The organism is Verrucomicrobiota bacterium (assembly GCA_038744685.1).
Classification (GTDB): Bacteria; Verrucomicrobiota; Verrucomicrobiia; order Opitutales; family Puniceicoccaceae; genus Puniceicoccus.
This window is the reverse complement of record JBCDMB010000012.1, coordinates 1-25,512: the sequence shown is the minus strand read 5'-3', so window position 1 is coordinate 25,512 and position 25,512 is coordinate 1. Positions and strand designations below refer to the sequence as shown.

25 protein-coding genes are annotated in these 25,512 nt (G+C 51.0%); 6 read left to right on the top strand and 19 right to left on the bottom strand.

Annotated elements, in window-relative coordinates; all coding sequences use genetic code 11:
* Positions 1–94 precede the first annotated feature (94 nt).
* From AAGJ81_08740 to AAGJ81_08700, 9 genes are all read right to left on the bottom strand, one after another.
* Positions 95–1,675, bottom strand: coding sequence for an O-antigen ligase family protein (locus tag AAGJ81_08740; GenBank protein MEM0966218.1), 1,581 nt, complete (start codon positions 1,673–1,675; stop codon positions 95–97).
* A 298-nt stretch (positions 1,676–1,973) separates the two neighbouring features.
* Positions 1,974–3,356 carry a tetratricopeptide repeat protein gene (locus AAGJ81_08735; protein MEM0966217.1) on the bottom strand — a complete coding sequence of 461 codons (1,383 nt, stop codon included), beginning with the start codon at positions 3,354–3,356 and terminating at the stop codon, positions 1,974–1,976.
* A 205-nt stretch (positions 3,357–3,561) separates the two neighbouring features.
* Positions 3,562–4,221 carry an energy transducer TonB gene (locus AAGJ81_08730; protein MEM0966216.1) on the bottom strand — a complete coding sequence of 220 codons (660 nt, stop codon included), beginning with the start codon at positions 4,219–4,221 and terminating at the stop codon, positions 3,562–3,564.
* Complete coding sequence (locus tag AAGJ81_08725; GenBank protein ID MEM0966215.1) at positions 4,214–4,636, bottom strand: biopolymer transporter ExbD; 423 nt, start codon at positions 4,634–4,636, stop codon at positions 4,214–4,216. The genes AAGJ81_08730 and AAGJ81_08725 overlap by 8 nt, the downstream gene beginning before the upstream one ends.
* A gap of 1 nt (position 4,637) precedes the next feature.
* Entirely contained in the window at positions 4,638–5,180 is a 543-nt protein-coding gene (locus AAGJ81_08720; GenBank protein ID MEM0966214.1) for a MotA/TolQ/ExbB proton channel family protein, read from the bottom strand.
* Positions 5,177–6,544 carry a MotA/TolQ/ExbB proton channel family protein gene (locus AAGJ81_08715; protein ID MEM0966213.1) on the bottom strand — a complete coding sequence of 456 codons (1,368 nt, stop codon included), beginning with the start codon at positions 6,542–6,544 and terminating at the stop codon, positions 5,177–5,179. The genes AAGJ81_08720 and AAGJ81_08715 overlap by 4 nt, the downstream gene beginning before the upstream one ends.
* Positions 6,541–7,305 carry a DUF3450 family protein gene (locus AAGJ81_08710; GenBank protein MEM0966212.1) on the bottom strand — a complete coding sequence of 255 codons (765 nt, stop codon included), beginning with the start codon at positions 7,303–7,305 and terminating at the stop codon, positions 6,541–6,543. The genes AAGJ81_08715 and AAGJ81_08710 overlap by 4 nt, the downstream gene beginning before the upstream one ends.
* Positions 7,298–7,789: a hypothetical protein gene (locus AAGJ81_08705; GenBank protein MEM0966211.1), complete on the bottom strand. Its 492-nt coding sequence runs from the start codon at positions 7,787–7,789 to the stop codon at positions 7,298–7,300. The genes AAGJ81_08710 and AAGJ81_08705 overlap by 8 nt, the downstream gene beginning before the upstream one ends.
* Positions 7,786–8,823 carry a hypothetical protein gene (locus AAGJ81_08700; protein MEM0966210.1) on the bottom strand — a complete coding sequence of 346 codons (1,038 nt, stop codon included), beginning with the start codon at positions 8,821–8,823 and terminating at the stop codon, positions 7,786–7,788. Before AAGJ81_08700 ends, AAGJ81_08705 begins: the two co-directional genes overlap by 4 nt.
* Positions 8,824–9,629: 806 nt before the next feature.
* Here AAGJ81_08700 and AAGJ81_08695 point away from each other — a divergent pair.
* Together AAGJ81_08695 and AAGJ81_08690 are read left to right on the top strand one after the other, a co-directional pair.
* Positions 9,630–10,202 (top strand): PEP-CTERM sorting domain-containing protein, encoded by a 573-nt coding sequence (locus AAGJ81_08695; GenBank protein ID MEM0966209.1) that lies wholly within the window; start codon positions 9,630–9,632, stop codon positions 10,200–10,202.
* A gap of 487 nt (positions 10,203–10,689) precedes the next feature.
* On the top strand, positions 10,690–11,331 hold the full coding sequence (locus AAGJ81_08690) for a hypothetical protein (GenBank protein MEM0966208.1): 642 nt from the start codon (positions 10,690–10,692) through the stop codon (positions 11,329–11,331).
* A 388-nt stretch (positions 11,332–11,719) separates the two neighbouring features.
* Here the strand turns inward: AAGJ81_08690 and AAGJ81_08685 are convergent, their stop codons facing one another.
* From AAGJ81_08685 to mce, 10 genes are all read right to left on the bottom strand, one after another.
* Positions 11,720–12,295: a class I SAM-dependent methyltransferase gene (locus tag AAGJ81_08685; protein MEM0966207.1), complete on the bottom strand. Its 576-nt coding sequence runs from the start codon at positions 12,293–12,295 to the stop codon at positions 11,720–11,722.
* A gap of 66 nt (positions 12,296–12,361) precedes the next feature.
* Entirely contained in the window at positions 12,362–13,009 is a 648-nt protein-coding gene (locus AAGJ81_08680) for a GDSL-type esterase/lipase family protein (GenBank protein ID MEM0966206.1), read from the bottom strand.
* A gap of 19 nt (positions 13,010–13,028) precedes the next feature.
* A complete protein-coding gene (rlmB, locus tag AAGJ81_08675) occupies positions 13,029–13,598 on the bottom strand; it encodes a 23S rRNA (guanosine(2251)-2'-O)-methyltransferase RlmB (protein MEM0966205.1) in 570 nt (189 codons plus the stop codon).
* 19 nt (positions 13,599–13,617) lie between these two features.
* Entirely contained in the window at positions 13,618–14,481 is an 864-nt protein-coding gene (locus AAGJ81_08670; GenBank protein MEM0966204.1) for a metal ABC transporter permease, read from the bottom strand.
* A gap of 129 nt (positions 14,482–14,610) precedes the next feature.
* Positions 14,611–16,104 carry an acetyl-CoA hydrolase/transferase family protein gene (locus tag AAGJ81_08665; GenBank protein ID MEM0966203.1) on the bottom strand — a complete coding sequence of 498 codons (1,494 nt, stop codon included), beginning with the start codon at positions 16,102–16,104 and terminating at the stop codon, positions 14,611–14,613.
* Between the two features lie 137 nt (positions 16,105–16,241).
* The gene (locus tag AAGJ81_08660; protein MEM0966202.1) at positions 16,242–17,393 is read right to left on the bottom strand and encodes a sodium ion-translocating decarboxylase subunit beta; all 1,152 of its coding nucleotides are present in this window, start codon (positions 17,391–17,393) and stop codon (positions 16,242–16,244) included.
* A gap of 41 nt (positions 17,394–17,434) precedes the next feature.
* A complete protein-coding gene (locus tag AAGJ81_08655; GenBank protein MEM0966201.1) occupies positions 17,435–17,818 on the bottom strand; it encodes a biotin/lipoyl-containing protein in 384 nt (127 codons plus the stop codon).
* A gap of 35 nt (positions 17,819–17,853) precedes the next feature.
* Positions 17,854–18,225, bottom strand: coding sequence for an OadG family transporter subunit (locus tag AAGJ81_08650; GenBank protein ID MEM0966200.1), 372 nt, complete (start codon positions 18,223–18,225; stop codon positions 17,854–17,856).
* A 20-nt stretch (positions 18,226–18,245) separates the two neighbouring features.
* Entirely contained in the window at positions 18,246–19,799 is a 1,554-nt protein-coding gene (locus tag AAGJ81_08645; protein ID MEM0966199.1) for an acyl-CoA carboxylase subunit beta, read from the bottom strand.
* An 80-nt stretch (positions 19,800–19,879) separates the two neighbouring features.
* Complete coding sequence (mce, locus tag AAGJ81_08640; GenBank protein ID MEM0966198.1) at positions 19,880–20,284, bottom strand: methylmalonyl-CoA epimerase; 405 nt, start codon at positions 20,282–20,284, stop codon at positions 19,880–19,882.
* Positions 20,285–20,441: 157 nt separating this feature from the next.
* On the opposite strand from mce, the gene AAGJ81_08635 reads away from it, so the two are divergent.
* The 4 genes from AAGJ81_08635 to AAGJ81_08620 form a co-directional block, all read left to right on the top strand.
* Positions 20,442–22,529: a methylmalonyl-CoA mutase family protein gene (locus AAGJ81_08635; protein MEM0966197.1), complete on the top strand. Its 2,088-nt coding sequence runs from the start codon at positions 20,442–20,444 to the stop codon at positions 22,527–22,529.
* Between the two features lie 12 nt (positions 22,530–22,541).
* Complete coding sequence (scpA, locus tag AAGJ81_08630) at positions 22,542–24,710, top strand: methylmalonyl-CoA mutase (GenBank protein MEM0966196.1); 2,169 nt, start codon at positions 22,542–22,544, stop codon at positions 24,708–24,710.
* Positions 24,711–24,760: 50 nt separating this feature from the next.
* On the top strand, positions 24,761–25,180 hold the full coding sequence (locus AAGJ81_08625) for a GxxExxY protein (protein MEM0966195.1): 420 nt from the start codon (positions 24,761–24,763) through the stop codon (positions 25,178–25,180).
* A gap of 152 nt (positions 25,181–25,332) precedes the next feature.
* A partial coding sequence (locus tag AAGJ81_08620; protein ID MEM0966194.1) for a methylmalonyl Co-A mutase-associated GTPase MeaB occupies positions 25,333–25,512 on the top strand: 180 nt, incomplete at its 3' end.

The window sequence follows — 25,512 nt, the reverse complement described above, 5'->3', positions numbered from 1 at the left end:
ACAGACTACACTTTATCCCACGACTGTTTGATCGAGAGACTGTTTGTTCCAAGTACTTTTGCTACCGAAGTGGTGGAATAAATCTAGCGATCGACTAAGGGGTTCTCGGCGTCAGTTTCCCGGTAGAAGACTTTGGACCCTGTAAGGATACCTGTTCTTGTTTTTCGAACCTTAGGCTTAAAAGCACAGTAGCGGGGAGCAGAGCGAACAGCGCCAGCAATATCGTACTTTGGAAAATCAGATCGGCGAAGGAGTGGAGAAATAGAACAAGCACAGCAACACTCCAAAGAATCGTCTCTTCTCGAAACCAACTAATTTTGGCGAGAAACATGACGAGGTAATAAAGAAGAAATAAGCTGATGATTGAGGCACCAACGATTCCCAGTTCCACTGCCATCTGCAACGGGTCGTTGTGTGCTTGGACCCAGCTCGTTCTGATTCCACCCGTTCGTCTGTTCTGGCGGACCAGTTCAGGAAACTGATCGATGTACAGGCTAAAGACATGTCCGTAAGAGTCTGCACCGTAGCCGAAGATAGGAACGTCTTGAAACATCACTATCGAGGCGTCATTTCCGATCGTTCTTCCTGAATACTCCAACTCGGCAGGAACATTTAGCAACCGGCGGAAGTGTCGTTCCAATGTTTCCTGGTTCTGGGCTGCCACGATGGAAACGATCAGTATTGAAACCAATAAACCAACTATTATGCCGCTAAATGAACTTGTCCGCCACTGGCTTCTCCGCAGCCAGATTCCGGTCGAAAGTACGGCGTAACAAAGGAGTATAGCGGTTCCGAAAACCCATCCAGCCCTCGATCCGGAAGCCGCTACGGCGCCGCTGTTCATTAGACCAAAGACTGCGAACACTATCGTTGGAGAGCTTCTCGTTTGGGAGGGTTCCCATTTCCGCTGAAAATAGAGTGCGAGGCCAAATGAAATGGCTGCTGCTAAGTAAAAAAAAGCGCCTCCATGGTTTCGATAGAAGAACGGTCCTGCAAAGTCAGGTCTGGGCCAAGGGTAGACCCAGAGCACTTTACTCGGAAGGTCGATAGCCTGAATGACGGCTACGAGTGCAACGAGAAAGGAGTTGACGGCAAATATGATTAGAACCGTGAGCAGCTCTTTCCTACGGCGTATCACGATCCAGCCTGCGCAAATGACCAACCACACTCCTACAAATCGCAAAAGGAAGCTTCCGGGGTTTCCTCTTTCAATTGGCGCATAAACTGATGTCGGCCAATCCAAGTTCGGTTTAAGACCCACATTGGAGATCCACCACCTACCGCCTATTTCAGTGTAAGTCCAAGCTGGGTTGGACCACTGGAGCCCAACATATCCAAACAAGAGCAGGCCAATCCAAAACACAGGAAATCGGAGTAGGGTAACGAAAGCCTTTCTGGAACGGTTTAATGCGCCATCTCGAGTCCGCCGATCCTTTACCGGAGCAACTGCGAGAAGAAATATGACAACCGCCATCCAAAAGAGGATGAGTCGGGTCCAAAGAACTACTCCCCCAAACAGCCACGATCCGGCTACGAAATAAAAGCCGATCAGTGCAATGATCACCCAATGGAAAACGCTTCCATTTTCATCCTGTGTGCCCCTCAAATTCAGAGAAGTGCGAACAAAACTACCCGCAGTTTCCCGTGCGGTAAGCTGAACCCTCTCTGCTTGCACAGGCCGATGCGAATGCAAAGCTTGGTAGGGTGCAAGACTTTAGGAGTAGGGCAGAACTCGCACTAGTTTCGGATCGCCACAAAACCCTTCGATGTCGGTCTTATCGAACCGATAATTTGGAAGAGCCGGTCCAAAGGTGAAACCGCGCTGAGGTAAGGTGTCTATCCCTATGAGGGAGTTGCATCCGCCTCGGAGGCGGATGATTTCGGAGCCATGAGTAACCGTCTGTTGTTGCGGGTCATCGGTCTTTGCGAACGACACTACGATAACTTCCCGAATGGGTCTTGAGTGGGTTCCCCTAGGGTCCAACCGTTAGTCGTTCGGAGTTTTCGAGATTTTCGATCCTGGAGAGAAAGGCGGCTACCCGACTATCGAACTGGATCTGCTGTAACTCTCGCAAAGTAGTGATCGCCTCCTCGTAGCGTTCTTCGGATACGAATAAGTTGGCTAGGCGCAGCTTCGCCTCATATTGGTGTTCATCGGTCGCCGCAGCTCTTCGCAGAAAGAGTATGGCCATTCCTAGGTTTTCCTGATTCGTGAAATACTCGCCAAGGGACAGGTGTAGAAGCCCGTCCAATGGGAACACTTCTGCATAGGATTCCGCAGTCTCTGCGACCTCCTCTGATGGGTTTGTGTATAGAGATGCAGTAACAATCGCCGCATTGACCAGATTGGATTGGTCCGAATCAAGATCCCTACCAAAAGAGGTTCGGAGGAGTGCTGCATATCGAAGACTCTCGTCCCACAATCTTTGAGTCATCAGGGTCCTCAGCGGCTTCATGGCAGTTTCGAAGGATAGGTCGGCTTTTGGGACTTCGAGTAACCTTTCATAGGCATCGAGCGCCTTTTGAGGAAGTCCTAAACTGGCGTATATGGTCCCTAGTAAAAGCAGGGAGTCCGGCTGCTTTGTTGGAAACCGCGTGCTGACCTCGAGGGCAGCCGCAGTTCCGGAAAGATCGTCTTCTGCAAGCCGCAGGTTGGCCAAAAGCCTCCATAGTTGTGGCTCTTCGGGATTTTCGTTCAGTAGTTCGATGACCAGTTCACTTGCTTGCTCTGGTCTGCCCGATTGAGTGAAGGCATGAACAATACCTCTTCGAATATCACGACTCTCCGGCCGGAAGACTAACGCATTCTCCAGAGCCCTCGCTGCTGCTATCCAATTCTCTTCCTGCAGGTAGGCGTAGCCAAGCAAACCGTAGCTCTGACCGTCTCCTCCACCGAGTTCGATCACTTTGATCCAGAGAGGAATTGAGTCTTGAAAGTTGTCTTCCTGAAGCTGCAGGAGCGCAAGTGACCGGTAAGCTCGGCGAAAGCTTGGAAAGAGGGACAGAGCTCTTTTCAAATAGAATGCGGCTTCTTCCGTTTCTCCGAGTTGTAAGAGAACGTTGCCTTGCACGAAGTACAGCACGGGAGAAGAAGTTTGGGTGAGACGTTCATTTACGCGCTCCCGCGCCACTGCAGGATCAGTTTCAATAAGGGGAAGGATAGTGTTTCGCAGAAAGGCTTGGTCTGCCGTTGATAGTCGAGGTTCGATGTCGCTGTTGAAACCGTAGGTGCCAATAAAACTATTCTGAAAGTCAGGGTTGTCCCAGGAGAATTCCACAGGTTCGAGTTCAAATCCCAATGTTGGAAGGGCAGAAAGCAAAAAGAGTAAGAAACCGAAATAGATTCGCTTCGGCATTCGTGCAGAAATTGAAAAGTGTTGCTGAAATGATGATCCTTGAGACGCCGGCGAGACGACGAATGAGTTCTCTCTGTGAGGCAAAGCTCTCGTTTTTCGGTGAAACAGGAAAAACCGTTTGGCAGGCAGGCTGGTCCGATTACTCACTAGTTCGATTGTGCTGGCGCGGAAAATCATTCGTTTCTACAGAGAAGGCGGGTGGTTATTATCTTCTTGTGGCGTCGATGACCAAGGGCCAATGACCTTCTACTTCAACCGGTTCTCCGTTGATTTTCGGAGTTTCGAACCTGGCTCTTCTCGCTGACCTTCTCGCGGGTTCAATGAGATCGGGATGAGAACTCTCTACGACATCGAGAATCTCGACGGACCCGTCCGTAAGAATCCTGATTGAGAAGACAACTCGACCTCGGCCAAAACCGCTTCTAGCCAGTCGCAGCGGTATAGAGACGGGTGGAACACTCAGAGCGACGGGTCCGCCGTCAAGATCCTCAAAAGTAAAACGTCGGATCTCTTCTCCAGCGTCGAAACTCTCTGACAAATCAACGAAGGAGGGGACAGTTGTTAAGTCTGGGTCGGGATTGACCGAAAGGGTGATTGGGAGGGCGTCTAGAGTGACTCTACTGGGTAGAGGCTGAAGATTAGGAGATTGAACTTGTTGACCAGGCGTTGGTTCGGTTTGAGAAAGTTTTGGGGGAGGCGGAGGAGGTACTTCAATGCGGTTGATCTCCCGAACGGTCCAGACCTCCTGTTCCGGCAGGGGAGAGAGAAACCGTGAGAGCGGGAGAAGGAGAAAGAGAGCAAAAGTTAAGATAGCGGCTATGATCGCCGGGACCAGTCGTTGTCCTGATTGTGTAGGTCTATCCACCGGTTGCAGTCGTTGCGATATTGATTGTGGCTGCGCCGGCCAGATTGATCTCGTCAATAACCGCGACGAGATCTTCTGTAGCGGTTGCACGGTCCGCCTGGATAATTACGGGACGGACGTCTCCTTGAAGTAGTCTTTTGACGACTGGTCGCACGGCCTGAAGCTCGATTGGATTACCGCCGTAGTAGATCCTGCCCTCACGGTCTACTGCGATAAGAATCGCCTCACGCGAAAGCTCTGACGCACTCGCAGCTTGGGGTCGTTCTACCTGAATACCAGTCTCCTGAACGAAAACTGTCGTTACGATAAAGAAAATGAGGAGGATGAACACGACGTCGATCAATGGTGACACGTTGATGGATTCATCAGTAGCTCCAATGTGGCTCGGGGTTGTCGTGGTCTTGCGTAATTTCATTCTACATTGTGTGCAACTTCAACTGATTTGGACACCCGTTCTCGGTTGACTGAAGTTGTTCGGCTTCCAAAGCAAAGAAACGGAGAGCAATTCGGTCACGACTTCGTTTCAAGAGAGAGATAAGAATCAGACCCGGAATCGCGACCAGTAGACCCGCTTGAGTGGTAACGAGAGCCTCGGAGATTCCATTGGCTACCTCTTGGGAAAGGTTGGTAGTTCCAGGCTGCGCCATTCCCGTAAAAGTCGTAGTCATCCCGACAACCGTGCCTAGAAGGCCAAGGAGCGGACAGACGCCAACCAAAACGGAGTAGTAGCGAACTTTCCGGTCGATCGGCTGAAGGATCGATTCGCGGAGAGTCTCGAAAACTGTAGAAATCGAGCGTGGGCCTGTCACAGAAACAGAACTTTCGGGTTGGTAGAAGCGGATCTGTAGGTAGAGCCTGATTTCCGCGTAGAGAACGGCAAATGCTATGATCGCCAGAGGCACCATGAGAAAGCCACCTGCCTTCCAGATCGTCCAAGATTCTTTCAGCAGTTGACTCATCCTTGTTCCGGACTCTCAGCGGCCCGGGCAAAATTCTCTAGGTCCGAGACTGTTCCATGGGCTTTGCGCGACAGGTAGGCGTAGATCAGGAAGGTTGGAATAGCGACGATCAGCCCGTATTTTGTAGTGAGGAGGGCTTCGGAAATTCCGCCGGACAGACTGCGAGGGTCGCCCTGACCGAAAAGAGTGATCTGTTGAAACGTCGCAATCATTCCAGTAACCGTTCCGAGGAGGCCGAGAAGCGGTGTAGTTGCTGCAATAACGGACAGAGCGGCAAGGCCTTTGGTAAGCCTCAGGCGGACTTCAATCAACCTTGCGAAGAGAAGGTCTTCTCGTGAATCCGGGTCGATCCCGCCGGAAGAATAGAGTGTTTCCCAAAAGCTCCGCAGTTGTTCTGGCTGGTCTTTCAGCAACTTCCGGAGGGTGTCCTTCCCAGGATTTGCCTGAAACCTTAACCCAAGTGGGATCCCTCTACGAAATGCCATCTGGGTCCGGGCGATCATAGTCCATTTCAAGAGTACGACAACAAGAGCTACAATTGCGGCGATGAGGATGGGATAAATCCAGATTCCGGCCTGCCGAATCTCGCCAGTCAAGCCAGACTGACTGTCGCGGAGAGCCAGTGCTACTCCTCCAGTTGGGTCGATCGGCAAAATACCTGATCGGTCGGCCAATGTGTTTCGAATCAAGTCTTCTTCTTTTCCGACTGAAGGTCGCAAAGTCGGGAGCACTGGATCTGAACTGTCTACCATACCTACATTCACTCCCTGAGCGGCGAAGTAGAGAAGTGGACCGAGTGAAAGACCAATACCTCCTATTTTTTGACCCGTTGGCAGGAATACAGTGAGCGAAGAGATGTTGCCTCCTACCTCGCTGCTCAGATCTGAAAGCACTTGGACAAGGATAGGTTCCGCGAGTAGTAGTTGGTCAGCCGTTCCTCTGGTCGAAGTCCATTCTTTCCATAGGCTTTTGATAATTTCACGTTCTCCATAACGCGGGGCTACGGCATGTGAGCCGATGATCTCATCGAGAAGGGATTCGATCGTTTGTCTTCGCAGAGAAAGCTTCTCTTTCTCATCCTGAAGTTCACTCAGGGCGATTGCGCTGGAGTCTGCTGCTTCGCGAAACTGCTCAAGACGTCTTTGAGCCTCATCGAGTTGCTCCCGGAGCTCGCGAACGCGGGTCTCGAGTGGAAGCGCTTCTTGTTCTACGCTGAGTCGGAATTCGCGCAACTCGGATAGCGCTTCCCTGGCCTGAGCGCGACCCTGCTCACTTATTTCTGCGAGTGGATCACCGGATGCAGAGAAAGCCCCGAGCAAACAAGCAATGAAAATGGAGAACCATATTTCCTTTCTGCTGATCATGGATTTCCGCTAACTGAGACTGGTAATAAAAGGATCTCAGGGGCAACTAAACCATTCGTTTGGAGGATCGCTGATCGAATCTCTCCGGCAAATTGGCTGATGTCTTCTACCTGCCACATTTCTCCATCAAAGACATATCTACCTCCAAAACTTCCATCGGCGGACGAGAAAAAAGCTCCACCCAGACCGAAAGAGAGTAAATCCACCCGGTAGTCCAAGTTTGAATCGACGGGAGAAACTTCGCCCGAGCTGACCGAAATTCGCTCATTTTCAATTTGGATGGATCGAAGGGCCCTAAACAATTCCACGGGATCAATCGTCTCTGAATCTACGTCTATTCTTGGTGTAGATCCATTGAACCACGGAGGGAGGGCGGTCAACAAACTCCTAAACTGGTCCTCCGTCGAATCCATAACCGACTGTAGGTGAGCCGCCGTCTTACGTTCAGTCGCGAGGTCTTCGACGAGCTCCTGTCTTTGCTCTTGAATTGACGTTCTCTCAGCTTCGATCGAGCGAACCCGTTCCAAAGACTCCTCCAACTGTGCCTCAAGCATTTTTATCTCCGCGGTGAGAATATCCCGTTGCCGATTCCAATCGCGCTTCTCGTCTGAAAGCTGAGTTTGCAAACGAATCGCTTCTTCAAATCCCGTCATGCTTTCAGAGACGGGATCAGTTGTTTCGGCCGAAAAGCTCGGCACTAAAAACACGGCAAAAGAGAGAGGGAGAATTCCAAGTTTCACAAACGGATAAGAACTAGTCATAGTTAAACGAGGCATCCCAACGAAGAAATACATTTAACCGGGCTGGGTCTCCATTCGGGTAGTAAATTGTCTCTTCCAATAAAATGGCCATGGTCTCGTTGATGTCTGGACCAGAGCCAATACTAAAGCGAAATTTCGAGATATGGGCCGGGACCCGAATTGTTTCCGGGTACAAAGACCATACATTTTCAAAAAGGGTAGAGGAGAGAGCGGAAACTACAGGCTGCGTCTCCTGAATCACCTCCGCCAGAATGAGACCTTCTGACTCGAGATTTGCAGGCATTCGGTTTTCTCCGTTTTCTCCCTCCAGCAACCAGGTTTCAGCTGATTCCTTTGCTCTGTTCAACAGGTCGGCGTGAGTCTCCTTTAGAAGAACTTTCTGCTCCTCAACGGTTGGCTGGTCGGAAATGTAGTACTGGTAGAGGATTAGGCCCCCGAAAACCGGAAGGAAAAACAGGAGGGAAGTTCGCAACAGACTCGTCATGGGTCTTCGAAAAGCGTAGGAGGCGGGGTTGTCGATGCAAAGCTATTCAGAATCCGACTAAAGATTGGTTTGAAACTCGTGTAGTCGGGATCTCGTCCCGCACAATTAAAGACAAATACTTGTCTTCCGTCAGGAACGATTAGGACTTCTAGAGTAGTGCGGATCCGCTGGATCTTGTGAGATAGCTCGAGGGCGAGACCTTTCGTGTTTCCAAACATCACATTGCGTCGAGAGATCTCTTGTGAGCCGGGGAGGCGTTCAAGAAGAACTCCAAACATCTTTGACGCGTATATTTCGAAAGTCATTCCCTCTCTAAGCCGCTCGTATGCGACAGTTACTCTCTCCCGGAATTCATCGTCTCTTCCATTCCGAGGACTCACGCCCGCTACGACTGTTCCGGGAAGACCTTCTCTGATCTCCCAATTGGACGGGAACTGGATGAGAAATTTTTGATTGACGTAAACTTGATCAAAGATCGCCGGTATGGGTCTCATCGATGCCAACATTTTGTCAAAGATTGGTCGAAATCTATCTAAATCCTGCGCCTGACCCTTGACGGTAAATTCATAAAACCGCCCTTCCGTTTTTAAAAAGAAGATCTCAACGAACATTTCTCCCCACGACGAAGTGTACGAGGCTTCAACCCCAAGACCGATATGCTCTCCGTGTTCGACTGGACCGCTAGTGATAATCGTTAAGTTTGACAGGCGGCTTGCCAGACCAACGATTTCCTCCGTGGCAAACTCGGTCAGAGAGCGACCGTCTCGATCCTCAACGACATCGACTTCGATCCTCTCCTGAAAAGGGTCATCTTTACTCGTTACTGGAGAGATGCCCTCAAAACCACTGTCTAGAACATCCGTTTCGACTTTCCACGCTTCAGGCAGAAAAAAAAGAATTTCCCGTTGCTGAATCGTCCGCCACTGGGTCGCCTCTATGAACTCTTCAGAAGCAAGTGCCGTGCTGCTAAAAACAAGGCATCGAGCGATAGCACCAACGAGCCAACGTGATATAGATATGCCGGATCTGGTCAAATTGCTCGAAATGATCGTGCTGGGTAACAGGTATAAAGCTGGTCGGATTTGATCGTTTTCTCAATCTCAAAATGATCGTCCATTCAACGGACAGTGACCGACTCCTAAGGTTCTTTGGGCATGGAGAAAGTTCCAGAGAGAGGTTTCTGTTAACCTATATATCAATAGCGAATTCGAAGGGTTTCTCTTCACTACCTCGGTGTTTAAGCGAGTTTTGTGCACAAAAACTCGCCTCGAGTCACACCGATTGCATTCTGACTTTGGGAATCTGGTTGTCTATCGAGTTGATCAGTCTGCGAGCGAAGCGGACGATTGTCTGTGTTGCGCTGATGTACCGGTAGAAACTCAGATGAGTCTTTCTGTTCGTAGACTTAGTCTAGTCGATGCTTTGTCTTTTCCATTCAGTCGGGTGCGCAATCGCTTGGTGTGGAAAAAACTGGGGGTCTAAAAACACATTTTCGTTATACGTCAATTTGTGGTTGAGTTGGATCTTCTGTTCTCGCAGTTAGGTTGGAGAATCGTTGTCCATGGCGTTTTTGGCCTACATGGGATACAGACTAACACAGAATAGTTTCTTGGATTTTGAAGGAACAGAAACGAAAAGACTTCGGATCTAGGATTTAGAGTGAGGGTATAGTAAAGTGGGTAGAGTTGTTTTCCTACCTTAAACCGATCCCTCTTCTAATTTCACCACATTTGAGAGTAAGTAAAAATACCATATTTAGAGTGCGCCCCTTTAAGAAATTTATGTTGACAACAAAAATGGGTAGGTCTGGCTCTTCGGCGATATGGGAAAGAATTTAACAATGCAGCTACAACTCTCTGCCTTCGCCGTGGTTTTTACCATTGTGTTTGCTTCCACCCAAGTAAATGCCGGTATCAACATTACCTACAATAACACCACTGGCGCGTATGTCGTGGAAGGTAGCGATGCGGGACCTGGGGACTTCCAAACTGGTGGATACGAATACACTTGGGAATTTGGTCCTGGTGCGGTTTGGCGAGCTGAAGTGGATGAGCTGTTCAAAGAGTTGAACGACGCGGATGCTATTTTGGGAACCGCTGGTGGAACGGTGTTTAATAGTTTGAATCTGGTGGATATCGCCACGAAATCCCTGACGTTTCAAGCTGCGGGTTCGTCCCAAAGGGATCTCGACCCTGCGCCCCTAATTTTAAACGAGCAAACCGGGGCTATATTAGCGGGCATTTGGGACTTTGCGTTCGGAACTTTTGTAGGCCAACCTGTCCTTCCAAACAATACTACGACGGATCCTTTTACTTTAACGATCGTACCCGAACCTAGCTCTTTTGGAGTGCTTTTGGGTGTCGCTGCGGTGTCCTTTGCGTCTTTGGTTCGTCGCCGCGCTAGCCGCAGCTGAAGGGGTTTGTCCTCCAATTCGATTCTGGGCCCTTTTTTTCTTGCGGGTTGGTCTGACTTGGTAAAGTCTGATTCTAAGTAGACGTAGGTGTTTGCGAGGGAGCGATGGCCCATCCGGCTTTCAAAATGCGCTGTAACTCTTTAAACCTAAGCCAAGAAGGGTTCTCAGTATCGAATGCGGTTAGAATCCAAGCGGTTATGAAAGGACCTTCAATTCGTGGGTGATTTGGCTCTTCTGTTCTCTTAGCAAGTTGGTAAAGTCTTGGCCCATGACGGTTTCTGCTTACACTGGAATGTCTACTAAAACAGGATGGTCCGTAATATTAAAATTAGGCGGAATGCACACGAGAAGACCCCGGATCCAGAATTAGATGTCCGGCTCAAGAACACTGGTTTTTTTGCCCTGTGCAAATTATTTACGGTTCGGAGGTTCGGATCGGCTGGCGTAGCAAAAAGTACCTCTAAAAGAGTCGATCTCTTATAAATTTATGTTGACAACGACAACAGCGGAACTTTTCTCCGGTTGCGGAATGGGAACAATATTCACAAAACAACTTCGTCTTCCACTTTTCGCCGCAGTTGCAATTGCTGCGTTTGCATCCAATCAGTCATATGGGATTATTGACCTTATTTACAACAATGTTACCGGTGAGTATTTCATCAAAGGGGCAGATGCTGGACCTGGTTTGTTCGATTCAACAGGCACGCCCGGATATGAGTATTCATGGGAGTTCGCTCCTTCTCCGGCCTTGCGTGCTGAATTGGACGAGTTGTTTAAAGAGCTGAACGACGATTTCGCATTGGAAGGAACAGCTGGTGGTGCCAGATTTGACAATTTTGATCTCTTCGATATTTCGACCAAAGATTTGGTTTTTAAGGCGACGGAGACAACTGACCGAGGCGTGCCTGCTACTCTTACTTTTGATACCAAAGAAGGTTCGATCGTCGCAGGGATTTGGGACTTTCCTCTAGGAACGTATGTGGGTGTTCCTACCAATCCCGACCCCACTACGACAGATCCGTTTAACATCCAGATTGTTCCCGAACCGGATTCTTTCGGGGTCCTGTTAGGCATGGTTGCTATCAGCTTTGTGTCTTTGCGTCGCCGTCTGGTTAGCCGCAATTCCTAAGGCTTGGGCGATCTGAATCGCACGAGCCGGTGCCCAGTGGGTGCTCCGAGAACCGGTCGACCTGCCCGCAGAAACCTTGGCGAAGGCCGGGTGAGGCCGATGACCCAAGGAAACCGATGAAATCGTAATCATCCGCCTCACGGCGAGATGCTACACAATTTTCCCGATTCATTCCTGAAATGGTGCTATTCGCGGGTGCCTTGCCTATATTTTATGTCTGCTAATCAAGGGAGCAGGCCAAAAGGGGGGGAAGTTCTGGTTCGGGATTGTTGCAGGTCTTTTTGAAGGCCTGTTGAGTGATATCCCTATCCGGGTCTCGACAGTGGCGGTCATCTGATAGCCTCGGCCAGGAAGACCTCTTGATCACGTATCGCGTTGGAAAAAATATTCAGCACCTGTCAATGTGGGCTGATCTTCTCAATCCAAAGAACACAGGTGCGGTAGGAGATTCGCTTCCAGATTCGGTTTCTACTGAAAATCCTGCACCAGATAGTTCCTCGAAGAATCTTCTAACCACCTCTTCTTCTTCAATGCCTCCGGGATGACCGCGGTAGGCAACGACCGATAGTCGGAAGACCGGTGACGCCTGTTCAAGGAGGGCTTTAATGGCAGTGAGGGTGGAGGACGGCTCCGTGACTATCGAGTGGTCGCCTCTGGGGAGGTAGCCCAAATTAAATATGGCTGCCGCAATCAAGGAACTGTCGATCGTTTTGAGGATTTTGCCCACTTCCGTATGATTCGTCTGGAAGAGGTCAGCTCGGTAACCATTCTCCTCCAGCAATGACCTTGTCCGATGGATCGCCAGTTCCTGTTTGTCGAGACCAATTACCCGATCACCATTTTTCGCGAAGCGGCAAAGAAAAAGAGTGTCTTTGCCATTCCCGCAAGTGGCATCAACCAGAAGGCCGCCGCGGCCGAAAGCGGGTATTAGCCACTGGTGAGCTCTTTCAACAAGAGTTGTCACGGGTAGCAGGAGGTTGCCGGGAATTGAGAATTTTGAACGACGTCGGTTACCCGAGATTGAGTGCTTTTAGATCAATTCGCCAATTCTCGTTCCAATTGCGATACCGAGCTTTTCCGTTTCTTCGGTGGAAAGGTGAATACCATCCGGAACACTAGGTTTAACGATCTGCGCAGCATCTAGTAGATGCAACGGAAACGTCTCACTGGCCATCTCCAGCTCCGCAAATAGTTTTGGAACTTCATCCAGCCCATTTCTAAAGAGGGTGTTCATCATCCCGTGTGGTTCTGGGATCAGGGGTGGTGAGACGATCAAACATTCAGGAGATGTCTGGTCTGGTCCGGCACGGCTGGTAACCACAGTATTGTAGAGCGAAAGAATGCCCAACGCTACTTCCCGGCTCGTTTGGCTACTCCGAAACTTAAAGTCATTCACCCCGAGGAAAATGACCACTAGGTCGATTGGCGAATGACTCTCGAGCAGCATCGGGAGAACCGACTTGCCCGAGCGAAAATCCCGGTACGGATCATCGACCACGGTCGTCCGCCCGTTCAAGGCTTCTTCAATTAGATGATAGCCGGATCCAAGGTGGCTTTCGGCTACAAATGGCCATCGCTGGTGCCTCGGATGACGTTCCCCCGAGACGGGGTTGTAGCCCCAGGTAAGGGAGTCGCCGAAGCAAAGAACCGATTTTTCACGGGTGTCTGATGATTCCATAGCAAGTCTTTGGTTGGTGTTACTGTTGCCTTTGGCGCACTGCCTCATAAAGGCAAACGCCAGTTGAAACGGAAACGTTGAGGCAATCAACGCTTCCCATCATCGGAATGTTGACACGATGGTCGGCATTTTCTGCTGTCTTTCGGCGAACACCCCAACCCTCGCTTCCCAAGATCAGTGCGGTGGGTCCACGCAGGTCAACTTCGTAGAGAGATTCCTCGGCCTCGTCGGCGGTAGCGACAAGGCAGATGCCTAAATCTTGGAACTTCCGGAGAGTCTGACTGAGATTCCTCACCTGAAGAAATGGGACATCCTCTGTTCCTCCACAGGAAATATCTCTGACCGTATCCGTTATGCCACATGCGCCTTTGATCGGAGCAACTACCGAGGTCACGCCTGCACCCGAGGCGGTCCTTAGGCAAGCGCCAAGGTTGTGAGGATCCTGCACCCCTTCAAGAACAAGAAGTAGAGGATTGTCTGCCGACTCTACCAATCTCATCAGGTCGGCTTCGTCAAGAAGGTGAACGATAGCAGTTCCCCGATTGTAGCGCGGTGGTTTTCGAAGTTTTTTGACCGAATTTCTTCCCATGGAATGCTTACCTCTTTGTTTAGCTTTGCTTGGATCGGGGTCGATTTAGAAGAAACCGAACGGCCCCGTTTCGGATTCCGGTGAGGTAGGCAACGAAGACAGTCCCTCCAAGCATAAGGACGATTACTGCACCGACTCTCAGGTCTAGCCAATAGGATACAAAAACGGCAGCGATGGAGATCGTAGAGCCAAGCAACGCTCCACCCCAGACCAGTGCGAACGGACTCTTGGCAAACTGTAGCATTGCAGCTGCCGGAGCCACAAGCATCGCAACCGAGAGGATACAGCCAACTGCCTGAATAGATACCACTAGTCCAAGGATAACCAAACCTGTGAGCAGATAGCCAAGAAAACGAACAGGAACTCCCTGGCTCTGCGCAATAGTTGGCTCGAAAAGAAACAGTAGGAGAGGCCGTGAGAATGCTGCGAGCGTCAATAGAATCAGACCGGAAGCTGCCAGGGAAAGAAACAGGTCTTCGTCAGAGAGAGCGAGAATGTTACCGAAGAGCCAGTGCTCCAACTCTGTGGGAGTAGAGATCCAATCGATGATCAAAAGCCCACCTGCAAAGGCCGCGGTGTACAGGACCGCAAGTGCTGTATGGCTATCGATCCTCGAGGTTTTTGCGATGAAGAGTGCGACTAGACCTACGATTAGAGCCGAAACAAGTGCACCAACAAAAGCGGTAGCAGTAGTGAGGCCCAAGAGAAGAACAGCTACCGCAATTCCCGGCAACAGAGAGTGGGAAAGGGCACCCATCATCAATGCAGACCTGCGGAGGACAACGAAACCGCTTAGAAATCCATTGGTAAATCCAATTACCCCAGCTGTCCAGATTGCACGTTGTACAAATTCGAATGAAAGGGGCTCACTGAAGAATGACACTGGGGAAAGAAAACAGATTCCCACAGTGGGGGAAATCCCGATTTTCAAAAATCGGGACTACGCTTTAAACTCCGTCGTCTTTTCGGGGCTAAGATTTCGGCGATGGATTTCGAAGGAGATCCGAGGTGACTAAATTGGCAGAGACCACTCCACTTTTCGCATGTCTCCCGTCTCAAGAAACTCTTGGTGCATGGAAAATGCGCAGCTGAGCGTCTGCGGGGTATGGCCGTTCTTCACGCTAGCGAAATACCCGCGTAGGAGATCCTGATATTCCGGATGAGCGCAGTTCTCAACAATAAGGCGGGCTCGTTCGAGCGGATCCTTGCCTCGCAAGTCGGCGACTCCACGTTCGGTAATGATCACCTGAACGGAATGCTCACTGTGATCCATGTGGCTGACCAAAGGAACGATGGTGCTGATCTTACCTCCCTTCGCCATTGAAGGACAGGTAAAGACAGACAAGTAGGCGTTTCTGGTAAAGTCACCCGATCCGCCGATACCGTTCATGAGGTTGTTGCCCATGACATGGGTGCTGTTCACGTTTCCAAAGATATCGGTCTCGATTGCGGTATTGATGGATATAATACCGAGCCGGCGAACAATTTCCGGATGGTTGGAAATTTCTTGCGGACGAAGGAGAATGCGTGACCGAAAGAAATCTAGGTTATCATATACCTTCGCTAGAACAGGCTGACTCAAGGTCAATGAGGTCGCGCTGCCGAAGTGAACATGCTCGTCTTCCATCAGTTGCACCACCGAGTCTTGGATAACCTCGGAATACATCTCAAAGGAGGGGATATCAGGATTTCTTCCCATAGCACCGAGCACAGAGTTGGCGATATTACCAACCCCGCTCTGGATGGGGAGGAAATCCTTGGGGATTGCCCCACGTTTCAACTCACCAGCGAGAAAGTCTGCGACATTCTCGCCTATTTTATTAGTGATTTCGTCCGGATCCTTGAAGGTCCCGACTTCGTCAGGCAACCTCGTCCGGACGATCCCAGCTATTTTCGACGGATCGACCTTAATGGTGTCAGACCCGATGCGTTCCGAGCACGAATAAATGGGAATTTCCCGGCGATGGGGTGGATCTTCCGGCTCATAGATATCATGAAAACCACGGAGACTCTTCGGGTGAAACTCGTTCAATTCGATGAGAATCCGATCAGCGCAGTGGCAAAAGGTCGGCGAGGCTCCGACAGATGTTGAGAGAACGATGTGACCATCCTCCGAGACATCGCAGGCTTCGACCACTGCCATGGCGAAACGTCCCATGAAACCGTAGCGGACGCTTTGGGGTAGCATGGAGAGGTGCATGTCAAAGAAGTGCGCTTCACCTTCGTTGATCGCTTTGCGCAAGTCCTTGTTCGACTGATAAGGAGTCCGAAAAGAAACTGCTTTCGCGAGCGCCAGACTACCGTCGAGAGAATCTCCGGTAGATGCTCCTGTCACAACACCGATTTGAAACGGTTGGCCATTGGAGTGTTCTCTCTTTGCCTTTTCGGCGATCGCCCGGGGGATTTCCTTGACCGCTCCTGCCGGCGTAAAACCACTAAACCCAACGGTGTCTCCGTGTTTGATAAGACTGGCCGCCTCTTCGGCAGTTATTTCTTTGATTGGCATTGTTCTACAGACGATCTCCCTTAAACGAGTCTCGATTGATTCTCCTATGGCGTAAGTGGTTGAGTAAGTATCTTTTCATTTCGATCAAATCGAGCGTGTCTCCAAGGGCGGGAATTCAGAGGGATACACTGAATGGGTTATCCTCCCAAGAGGGTAAGGAAGAAACCGGCTGCTAGTGCGGACCCAATCACTCCCGCCACGTTTGGACCCATCGCATGCATGAGGAGAAAGTTACCTGGATCAGCTTTTTGTCCTTCCAATTGGGAGACCCTCGCAGCCATCGGGACCGCACTTACACCTGCCGATCCAATTAGCGGGTTAATCTTATCCTTCTTTAGGAACAGATTCATGACTTTTGCCATAATTACCCCTGAGCCCGTAGCGATTACAAAAGCGATGATCCCCAGGAGCATGATTTTGAGGGTGCTTGGCTCGAGAAACATGTCGTAACTCATCTTTGTTCCTACGGCGAGCCCGAGGAAGATCGTGACAATATTGATAATCTCGTTTTGGCAGGCTTTTACGAGGCGTTCGGTTACGCCAGATTCCCGAAGAAAATTACCCAGCATTAGCATTCCGATGAGCGGGGCTGAGCTGGGAACGAGAAGTATGCAAAGGACAGATACGACGAGTGCGAAGACGATCTTCTCCAGCTTCCCTACTGGACGTAGACGCACCATGCGGATTTTTCGTTCTGACTCCGTTGTGAGCAGTCTCATGATTGGGGGCTGGATTACCGGCACAAGAGCCATGTAGCTATAAGCGGCGACAGCTACCGCGCCCAACAGGTCTGGGGCAAGTTTGCTGGTTAGAAAGATCGATGTGGGCCCATCTGCGCCACCGATTATTCCGATGGATGCCGCGGCTGCCATATCGAATCCAAAATAAACAGCCCCGAAGAAAGTTGCGAAGATCCCGAATTGAGCCGCAGCTCCAAGAAGGAGAGTCTTTGGATTTGCGATAAGGGGCCCAAAATCCGTAAGGGCTCCCACTCCCAGGAAGATCAAAGGAGGAAACAGCTCAATGTGAATACCCTCGTAAAAGTAATAGAGGAGGCCCCCGGCTGTTTCCAGAGAACCATCGTCTGCATACACCGGCGAGTTAAGAAGGCCCGTGTCCGGCAGATTCACTAAAAGCGCCCCGAAACCAATCGGAATGAGAAGAAGCGGCTCAAACTTTTTAGCGATCGCAAGATAGAATATGGCTCCGATGATCACCCACATCAGAAACATATGCCAGTTGAGCTGAGTGAACCCGGTTTCAGATAACAATTTCAGGAATGAATCCATCAAATTCTGGAAAGCTTTTGCAGGCTTGGAAGAAGAGGGTTTTAGGAAAGCTTGATTAAGCCCTGACCCTCCTCGACTGCGTCGCCGGGACCGACCAAAATTGACTCGACGGTTCCGGACTTCGGAGCGGTAACCAAAGTGTTCATTTTCATAGCCTCAAGAGTGAGCAATTGATCTCCCTCCTGGACGCTATCTCCTTCCTTTACTTCTACCGAGACAACAACCGCCGAAAGAGGACTTGGGACTTCGCCTTCCCCGGCCGCGCTTTTTGACGCTCCTGCACTCGGAGCTGCGGCTGGGGCTGCGGAAGCACTTGCTCTTGCGGGTGAATAAGAGGTTCGAACTGGTTGTGATCCGCCCTCGTCGAGAATCTCGACTTCAACGTCGTAGCTCTTCCCGTCGACGGTAACTCTAAGCTTCTTCATGGTCATGATCGATATGAATTCTTTGCGTTGGTTCTTTATCGAACCCTATGAGAGGAGAAGAGTTGGCGGCGCCCCTCCTGCGCCCAACCACCGGGTTGGGTCGGGCGGATCGAATGAACCCGAAAGTGATGGTCCTGTAAGGCCAGGTAAACAGCAGCGGTCACTACAGCAGCTACCTGACCTTCGACTGCTTCCTTTTGTTTAATTAAATCTGCAGCCCGCGGTGCGTTCGGAACCGCCAAAACCGAAACGGCCGCCCGCTTCGCAAAAAACTTTCCCCCGACAAAAGTGAGAAGTGCTAGAAGAGCGAGAACGACTACGACGAACGAAAAGCCGGTAAACAGGAGGTTCAGTGCTTCGGGAGAATCGGCCATAGCAGCGATTGGAAGACTGGGAAAGACGTTCATAGAGCTCAGAAATTCAAATTCTAGAGTGGTATGTTACCGTGTTTCTTTGGTGGCCGTGTGTCACGCTTGTTCATCGTGTTCCTCAGTGCCCGCGAAACTACGGATTTCGTTTCCGAGGGTTCGATCACATCCGTAATCATCGCTTTCTCTGCTGCTTGGTAGGGTGAGGCAAACTTATCGCGGTATTCCTTCCGGAGCTCCTCCTCGCGGCCTTTAGGATCCTCCGATTTCTCCAGCTCCTTGCGGTAGAGAACCTTGACCGCGCCCTCGGCGCCCATGACCGCGATTTCTGCTGTCGGCCAGGCAAAGACTTGGTCGGCACCCAAGTCGGAGCTACACATCGCCAGATAGGCACCACCGTAAGCTTTCCGCATGATTACCGTTATTTTTGGAACTGTGGATGCTGCGTAGGCAAACAACATCTTGGCTCCATGGCGAATGATTCCACCGCGCTCCTGGGCAAGGCCGGGCATAAATCCAGGCACGTCTACCAGATTGACCAGCGGTATGTTGTAAATATTGCAGGCTCGAATGAAACGGGCTCCTTTGTCCGAGGAGTCAATGTCCAGAGTTCCAGCCATTACTTTCGGTTGGTTTGCAATAATTCCTATGATCATGCCGTCGATCCGTGCGAAACAAGTGACCAGGCTTCTGGCAAAGTCTGGCATGATCTCGAAGAACTCCCCGTCATCGACAAGGCGCTCGATCACCTCGAATACATCAAAGGGAGTTTTTGGGTTCTCGGGAATGAGCTCGTTCATTCCCTCATCCTTCGCCGTGGTCAGGTCCTCAGTGAGGTTGTGCGGAGGATCCTGAAGGTTGTTGGCAGGCAAATAGGAAAGGAGTTCAGCTGCCAAGTTCATTGCGTGAATGTCATCTTCCGCGATGAGGTGGATGTTGCCGCTTACGGCGGCATGGGCGTCGGCGGTTGCAAACTGCTCGAGTGAGGCCTTCTCACCGGTGGCTGATTGGATGACGCCGGGGCCACAAATGAACATGTTTGCGTTTGCCCGGGTCATGATGAGGAAGTCCATCAAAGCGGGGGAGTAAGCGGCTCCACCCGCACAAGGCCCTGAAATTACGGCGATTTGGGGAACCACCCCCGAGAGGTATACGTTTTTGAAGAAGACTTTTCCATATCCCGAAAGTGCATCGACGCCTTCCTGGATTCGGGCTCCCCCGGAATCATTGACTCCAACGATCGGGATCCCGTTCTCGTGGGCAAAGTCCATGACTTCGCAGATCTTTTTGGCATGAATCGCGCCAAGCGCTCCCCCTCCAACCGTGAAATCTTGACTGAAAGCAGCAACCGATCGTCCGTCGACACTGCCGATTCCTGTCACCACTCCGTCAGCAGGCAGCACCGTCTTTTCCATTCCAAAGTTCGTGCATTGATGAGCGGCGTGCATGCCAAACTCCTGGAACGTCCCCGGATCAAAAAATTCTTCAAGTCGCTCACGGGCGGAGAGAAGTCCTCTCGCTTTGCGTTTCTCAAGTTTCGCCTCGCCACCAGCTTTCTTTGCGGTTTCCCGGCGAGCTTTGAGGTCTTCGAGAAGTCTAGGATCAATAGCCATGCTGCAAAATCAATTTTGAGGGGTGAAGTTCGGTTTTGGCGACACCCGTTTTCGCGTGTAACGGTATTGTGTCTAGTGAGTCACTCTTTGGGACTACAAAATTCAGTCAGCACGCCGTGGGTACTCTTTGGATGAAGGAATGCAACCATTTTATTGGCAGCCCCCTCAAAAGGAACTTCGTGAATAAGACGGATTCCCTGTCCGGATGCCTGATCGAGCTGTCCTGTGATATCATCAGTGGCAAAAGCAATGTGGTGGATTCCCTCGCCGTTCTTTTCCAGAAACTTGGCGATAGGGCTGTCTTCACTTGTTGGCTCCAATAGTTCGAGATGAACGTCTCCCGCCTCAAAAAATGCTGTCTTTACCCCCTGCGATTCCACTTCTTCAGTACCGTGGCAGTGCAGTCCGAGGGCTTTCTCATAGTAGGGAATCGTTTCGTCAAGGCTCCTGACCGCGATTCCTAAATGATCGATTTTTTGTATCATGATTTTGGTCTTTCCTCCCTTACATCGATAAGAAAAATTAAAGTCAAATGGAAATGAACATAAATTTATTTAATTGACTGAGAATTGGTCAAGTGGGACAAAGATGCGTGGGCGGTGATTTTCCCCACAGAGATTCATGAGCGAATACGATAGTAAAATGTCATCATCAGAAACCCTTTTGGACGAGTTTCCCAAGCCGTCTTACGACGATTGGAAGAGCGCCGCCGAGGGTCTTCTGAAGGGAGCACCTTTCGACAAGAAGATGCACACGAAAACGGTGGAGGGGATTACTCTGAACCCGATTTATCGAAAGGATTCAACCGAAGGATTGCCTTACGTGGGGACTTACCCCGGACAGGTTGGGAGTCCGCGGGGTGCTAAGGCAGAGGGCTATTTGGCCGCTTCGTGGGATTCGCTGCAAGAGATTACTGTTGGCGACCCAGTGGAGTTCAATCGGCAACTGATGGAGGGCTTGGCATCCGGCCAGACGGGGGTGGTCGTTTCCCCTGATCTGGCGACATCACTTTGCCTGGATCCCAGAGAGGCCTCAATCGGGGACGTCGGTGGCTGCGGCCTTTCTTTGGCTCGGTACAAGGGTTTAGAGGCTGCTTTGAAAGGACTCGTTCCAGAGGCGGTGGCCATTCACGTTCGCCCTGGTTGTGCGATGGTCCCACTGGCTTCGTTCTTGCGGATATGGGTTGAGAATTACGGGACCAACCTCTCCCAAATTCGTGGTGGGTTTCACTCGGATCCGATTGGACACTGGGTGGGAGCCGGATCGTTGCCGGGTGCGTATGATGTGCTCATGGATCAAGTCAAAGTCGCGTGGGACCTTCTTGCTGATTCATTGCCACAGTTCGGTCTGATCGGTTGTTCGGGAATACCTTTTCACGTTGCAGGGGGATCGGCGGTGGATGAGCTGGCGCTCGTTTTGGCAGAGGGTGTTGAATACCTTCGACAGTTGAGCAAAAGGGGATTGGAGCCGGGTGCGGTTGCCGGGAGAATGGTTTTCACCTTTGCTCTGGGAAGTAACTTTTTCATGGAGATCGCCAAGATCCGCGCAGCGAGGATCGCGTGGGCACAGGTTCAGGAATCTTTTTCAATTGCCTCACCTTCTCCGATGAGGGCGATTGGGCGAACCGGCAGATTCAACAAGACCGTGTTTGATCCTTACGTCAACATGCTGCGGACAACGACAGAATCGTTCTCCGGGGTTCTGGGAGGTTTAGAAGGACTAACGATAGGGGCATTTGACGAATGTGTTCGGGAGTCTGATGCATTCTCGCGAAGAATCTCACGCAACACGCACACCATCCTTGGGGAAGAATGCGAGTTGAACCGGGTTGTCGATCCGGCGGGAGGCTCTTGGTATCTAGAGTCATTGACGAACGAGTTGGTCAACGAGGCTTGGAAACGTTTTCAGGAGATCGAATCGGCAGGCGGCATCGTCGATGCTTTCCGTGGTGGAAAAGTTGCCGAAGTCTGTGCGCGATCTCGTGCAGAGCAGAGTAAGCGGCTCAATCAGCGTCGATTTTCGCTCATAGGAACCAATGTGTATGCAAATCCGGCGGAAGAGTTGATCGAGGCGCGTTTGCCCGACTATGAGGCTGAGAAGGATCGAGCGGTTGCTGCTATGGGCGACAAAGATCCGCCTGAATGGGAAGGAATGGATTTGCAGAGCTTGCTGGAGGCGGCGAAGAAGGGGGCCTCTGTTGGTCAGTTTCGGAAAGCATTTTTTCCGGAAACCGATGAAAAGGAAAGAGTTGCTGCCTTACCGCACGAGAGATTGGCGGAGGATTTCGAGCGGTTGCGGAAGAGTGCCTTCCGTTTCGAAGAAGAAACCGGAAAGCCGCCCGAACTGTTTCTCGTTAACCTTGGGCCTCTTCGGAAGCACAAAATACGGGCGGATTTTACTCGTGGCTTTTTTAGCTCGGGAGGATTCTCGGTGATCTATCCAGAAGGCTTTGACTCTCCGGAATCGGCAGTTGCAGCGTTGACGGAATCCGGTGCCAAAGTGGCTGTCGTCTGCGGAACGGATGACCAATACGGTGAGTTGTTTAGCGCGTTTGCCGAAAGCATTAAGGCCAGTAGCCCGGAAGTCACCGTGGTCCTCGCCGGACATCCGGGGGAGAATGAGGAGGTTTTTCGAAAGTCAGGAATGGACGAGTTTCTCTGGGTGAAGAGCGACAATTTCCTGCTCAATCGAGAGCTTCTTGAAAAAGCCGGTGTGACCTTGAATTGCTGAAACGAAAAATCGATGAAGAACCCAGATTTCACAAAAATCGATCTGAAACCCCCTCCACTTTCTGCAACGAGGGGAGAGTGGGAGCAATCCGTCAAAGAGAAGACTGGGCGTCCTGTTTCGGAGTGGGTGTCGGATACCCTGGAGGGATTTCCGGTTAACCCTCTCTATACGGAAGCTGACATGGAAGGGTTTGAACACCTTGACTTCACGGCTGGACTTCCTCCGTATTTGCGTGGTCCCTACGCTACGATGTATGTGACGCGTCCTTGGACGGTTCGGCAGTACGCTGGTTTCTCCACTGCGGAGGAATCGAATGCGTTTTACCGGCGAAACCTTGCAGCGGGTCAGAAAGGTCTCTCGGTTGCCTTCGATCTTGCGACACACCGCGGGTATGACAGTGATCACGAAAGGGTGGTCAGCGACGTGGGTAAGGCTGGAGTCGCGATTGATTCGATTCTCGATATGGAGGTGTTGTTTGCGAACATTCCCCTCGATCAAGTTTCGGTTTCGATGACCATGAACGGAGCGGTCATCCCGATTCTTGCTTTCTACATCGTTGCAGGATTGGAGCAGGGGTGCGACCTTGCTCAACTCTCGGGCACGATCCAAAACGATATTTTGAAGGAGTTTATGGTGCGGAACACCTATATCTATCCGCCCAAACCCTCGATGAGGATCATTGGCGATATTTTTGAGTATACCTCCAAGAATATGCCCAAGTTCAACAGTATCTCGATTTCCGGTTATCACATGCAGGAAGCGGGTGCGACCGCTGACCTCGAAATGGGCTACACCTTAGCCGATGGTCTGGAGTATCTACGGACTGGCACTGAAGCGGGTCTCTCTGTGGATGCGTTTGCACCGCGGTTGTCGTTCTTCTGGGCGATCGGAAAGGACTTTTTCATGGAGGTCGCTAAGATGAGGGCTGCCCGCATGCTCTGGGCAAAGATCGTGAATCGCTTTGGCCCAAAGAATCCGAAGAGCCTTGCTCTCCGCACCCACTCTCAGACCAGCGGATGGTCCCTCACGGAGCAGGATCCATTCAACAATGTGGTACGCACTTGTATTGAAGCGATGGCCTCGGCGACAGGCCACACCCAGTCGCTTCATACTAACGCACTCGACGAGGCAATTGCCCTTCCGACTGATTTTTCGGCGCGTATCGCCAGAAACACCCAGCTCTACCTTCAAGAGGAGACGGGGATTTGCTCGGTGATCGATCCTTGGGGAGGTTCCTACTATGTGGAAGCGTTGACTCATGAGCTGATGCACAAGGCTTGGGCTCACATTGAGGAGTGCGAATCTCTTGGTGGGATGACAAAAGCCATCGAGGAAGGTGTTCCGAAATTGCGAATCGAAGAGGCGGCAGCAAGGCGGCAAGCCCGGATTGACTCGGGGAAAGAGACTATCGTCGGGCTCAATAAATACCGACTCGAAAAGGAGGATCCTCTCGATATCCTTGATATCGACAACACCGCCGTCCGGGAGTCGCAAATTAAGCGTTTAGAGAAGTTGCGGACCGAACGGGATGAAACTGCGGTTCGCGAAGCCTTAGGCGCAATTGCTGAGGCTTCAGGAACAGGGAAAGGGAATCTCTTGGAACTGGCGGTCGATGCCGCTCGGAAAAGGGCTTCGCTCGGAGAAATTTCAGACGCGATGGAAGAACACTTTGGTCGCTATCGGGCGCAGATTCGCTCAGTTTCGGGAGTCTATGGACGCGAGTTCGGAAAGAGTGAGCAGGTGGATGAAGTAACGAGAAAAATCAAGGCGTTCTCCCAGGCGGAAGGTCGGCGTCCCCGGATTATGGTGGCTAAGATGGGACAGGACGGACACGACCGGGGAGCCAAGGTAGTTTCTTCAGGTTATGCTGATCTGGGATTCGACGTGGATATTGGACCCCTTTTCCAGACACCGGAGGAGACGGCTCGGCAAGCTGTGGAAAACGACTGTCACATTGTCGCCATGAGCTCGCTGGCGGCTGGTCATAAGACACTTCTCCCCGCTCTTAAGAGCGAACTCGAGAAGCTCGGTCGTCCCGATATGTTGGTCGTTTGTGGTGGAGTGATTCCCGTCCAGGACTACGAGTTTCTCTATGAGCATGGTGCCGCAGCGATCTTTGGTCCCGGTTCAGTGATTCCGGACACTGCGAACAAGATCCTTGATTTGTTGATGGAGGAATAGGTCTGCTGAGTTCGGAGGTGGACGCTGAGTAAGATCCGCGGATTACGCAGATGAGCGCAGATTTGGAGAAAAGGGATGACGAGACCTACGCTATCATTGGGGCTGCAATGGCAGTTCATCGAGAGTTAGGTCATGGGTTTTTGGAAGCAGTCTATCAGAAGGCACTCGCGAAAGAGTTCGATTTCCTTGGCGTTCCATTTACCCGTGAGTCGCGTTTGCCGATTTCTTATCGAGGAGAGATTATAGCGGAGTATCAGGCGGATTTCGTCTGTTATGGAACAGTGATCGTTGAATTAAAGGCGCTTCGTGAGATTGGCGGAAGTGAAGAGGCACAAGTAATCAATTATTTGAAGTCAACTGGCCTAACCCGTGGCCTCCTAATCAATTTCGGTGCTTCCAGTCTTCAGACAAAAAGATTGGTTTTCAATCTGCGAAAATCAGCGAAATCTGCGGATGGGAAAAGTGATTAGGTCCAGAGATTACTGAGTCGATGAACTGGCTTCGTCCCGATTTAGATCGAAACGGCAAGATTTGGCGGATAACGTGTCTGTTTGGGTTATCCGTCTGATTGAAAAACCAAGCTTAAAAATCTGTGTAAATCTGTATAGTCTGCGGACAACGAATGACCTCAGAAAAGACTAGACCAGAATGGACGCCCAAAGACGCTGACCCCAATTACTTTGCCTCTTTCGTGCGTGCGGGAGAAGAAGGAGCGGATGGTGCGAGGAAGTCGGTCCGACCTAGAACTCCTCCGCCCGATCCTGAATGGTTGGTTGAGGGTGTTCTGGAGGGTGAAAGAATG

Coding starts and splice junctions, on each gene's coding strand:
- AAGJ81_08735 (MEM0966217.1), bottom strand. CDS start 3,356: ATGCCGAAGCGAATCTATTTCGGTTTCTTACTCTTTTTGCTTTCTGCC.
- AAGJ81_08725 (MEM0966215.1), bottom strand. CDS start 4,636: ATGAAATTACGCAAGACCACGACAACCCCGAGCCACATTGGAGCTACT.
- AAGJ81_08720 (MEM0966214.1), bottom strand. CDS start 5,180: ATGAGTCAACTGCTGAAAGAATCTTGGACGATCTGGAAGGCAGGTGGC.
- AAGJ81_08715 (MEM0966213.1), bottom strand. CDS start 6,544: ATGATCAGCAGAAAGGAAATATGGTTCTCCATTTTCATTGCTTGTTTG.
- AAGJ81_08710 (MEM0966212.1), bottom strand. CDS start 7,305: ATGACTAGTTCTTATCCGTTTGTGAAACTTGGAATTCTCCCTCTCTCT.
- AAGJ81_08705 (MEM0966211.1), bottom strand. CDS start 7,789: ATGACGAGTCTGTTGCGAACTTCCCTCCTGTTTTTCCTTCCGGTTTTC.
- AAGJ81_08695 (MEM0966209.1), top strand. CDS start 9,630: ATGCAGCTACAACTCTCTGCCTTCGCCGTGGTTTTTACCATTGTGTTT.
- AAGJ81_08690 (MEM0966208.1), top strand. CDS start 10,690: ATGTTGACAACGACAACAGCGGAACTTTTCTCCGGTTGCGGAATGGGA.
- AAGJ81_08680 (MEM0966206.1), bottom strand. CDS start 13,009: ATGGAATCATCAGACACCCGTGAAAAATCGGTTCTTTGCTTCGGCGAC.
- rlmB (MEM0966205.1), bottom strand. CDS start 13,598: ATGGGAAGAAATTCGGTCAAAAAACTTCGAAAACCACCGCGCTACAAT.
- AAGJ81_08665 (MEM0966203.1), bottom strand. CDS start 16,104: ATGCCAATCAAAGAAATAACTGCCGAAGAGGCGGCCAGTCTTATCAAA.
- AAGJ81_08660 (MEM0966202.1), bottom strand. CDS start 17,393: ATGGATTCATTCCTGAAATTGTTATCTGAAACCGGGTTCACTCAGCTC.
- AAGJ81_08655 (MEM0966201.1), bottom strand. CDS start 17,818: ATGAAGAAGCTTAGAGTTACCGTCGACGGGAAGAGCTACGACGTTGAA.
- AAGJ81_08650 (MEM0966200.1), bottom strand. CDS start 18,225: ATGAACGTCTTTCCCAGTCTTCCAATCGCTGCTATGGCCGATTCTCCC.
- AAGJ81_08645 (MEM0966199.1), bottom strand. CDS start 19,799: ATGGCTATTGATCCTAGACTTCTCGAAGACCTCAAAGCTCGCCGGGAA.
- mce (MEM0966198.1), bottom strand. CDS start 20,284: ATGATACAAAAAATCGATCATTTAGGAATCGCGGTCAGGAGCCTTGAC.
- AAGJ81_08635 (MEM0966197.1), top strand. CDS start 20,442: ATGTCATCATCAGAAACCCTTTTGGACGAGTTTCCCAAGCCGTCTTAC.
- scpA (MEM0966196.1), top strand. CDS start 22,542: ATGAAGAACCCAGATTTCACAAAAATCGATCTGAAACCCCCTCCACTT.
- AAGJ81_08625 (MEM0966195.1), top strand. CDS start 24,761: ATGAGCGCAGATTTGGAGAAAAGGGATGACGAGACCTACGCTATCATT.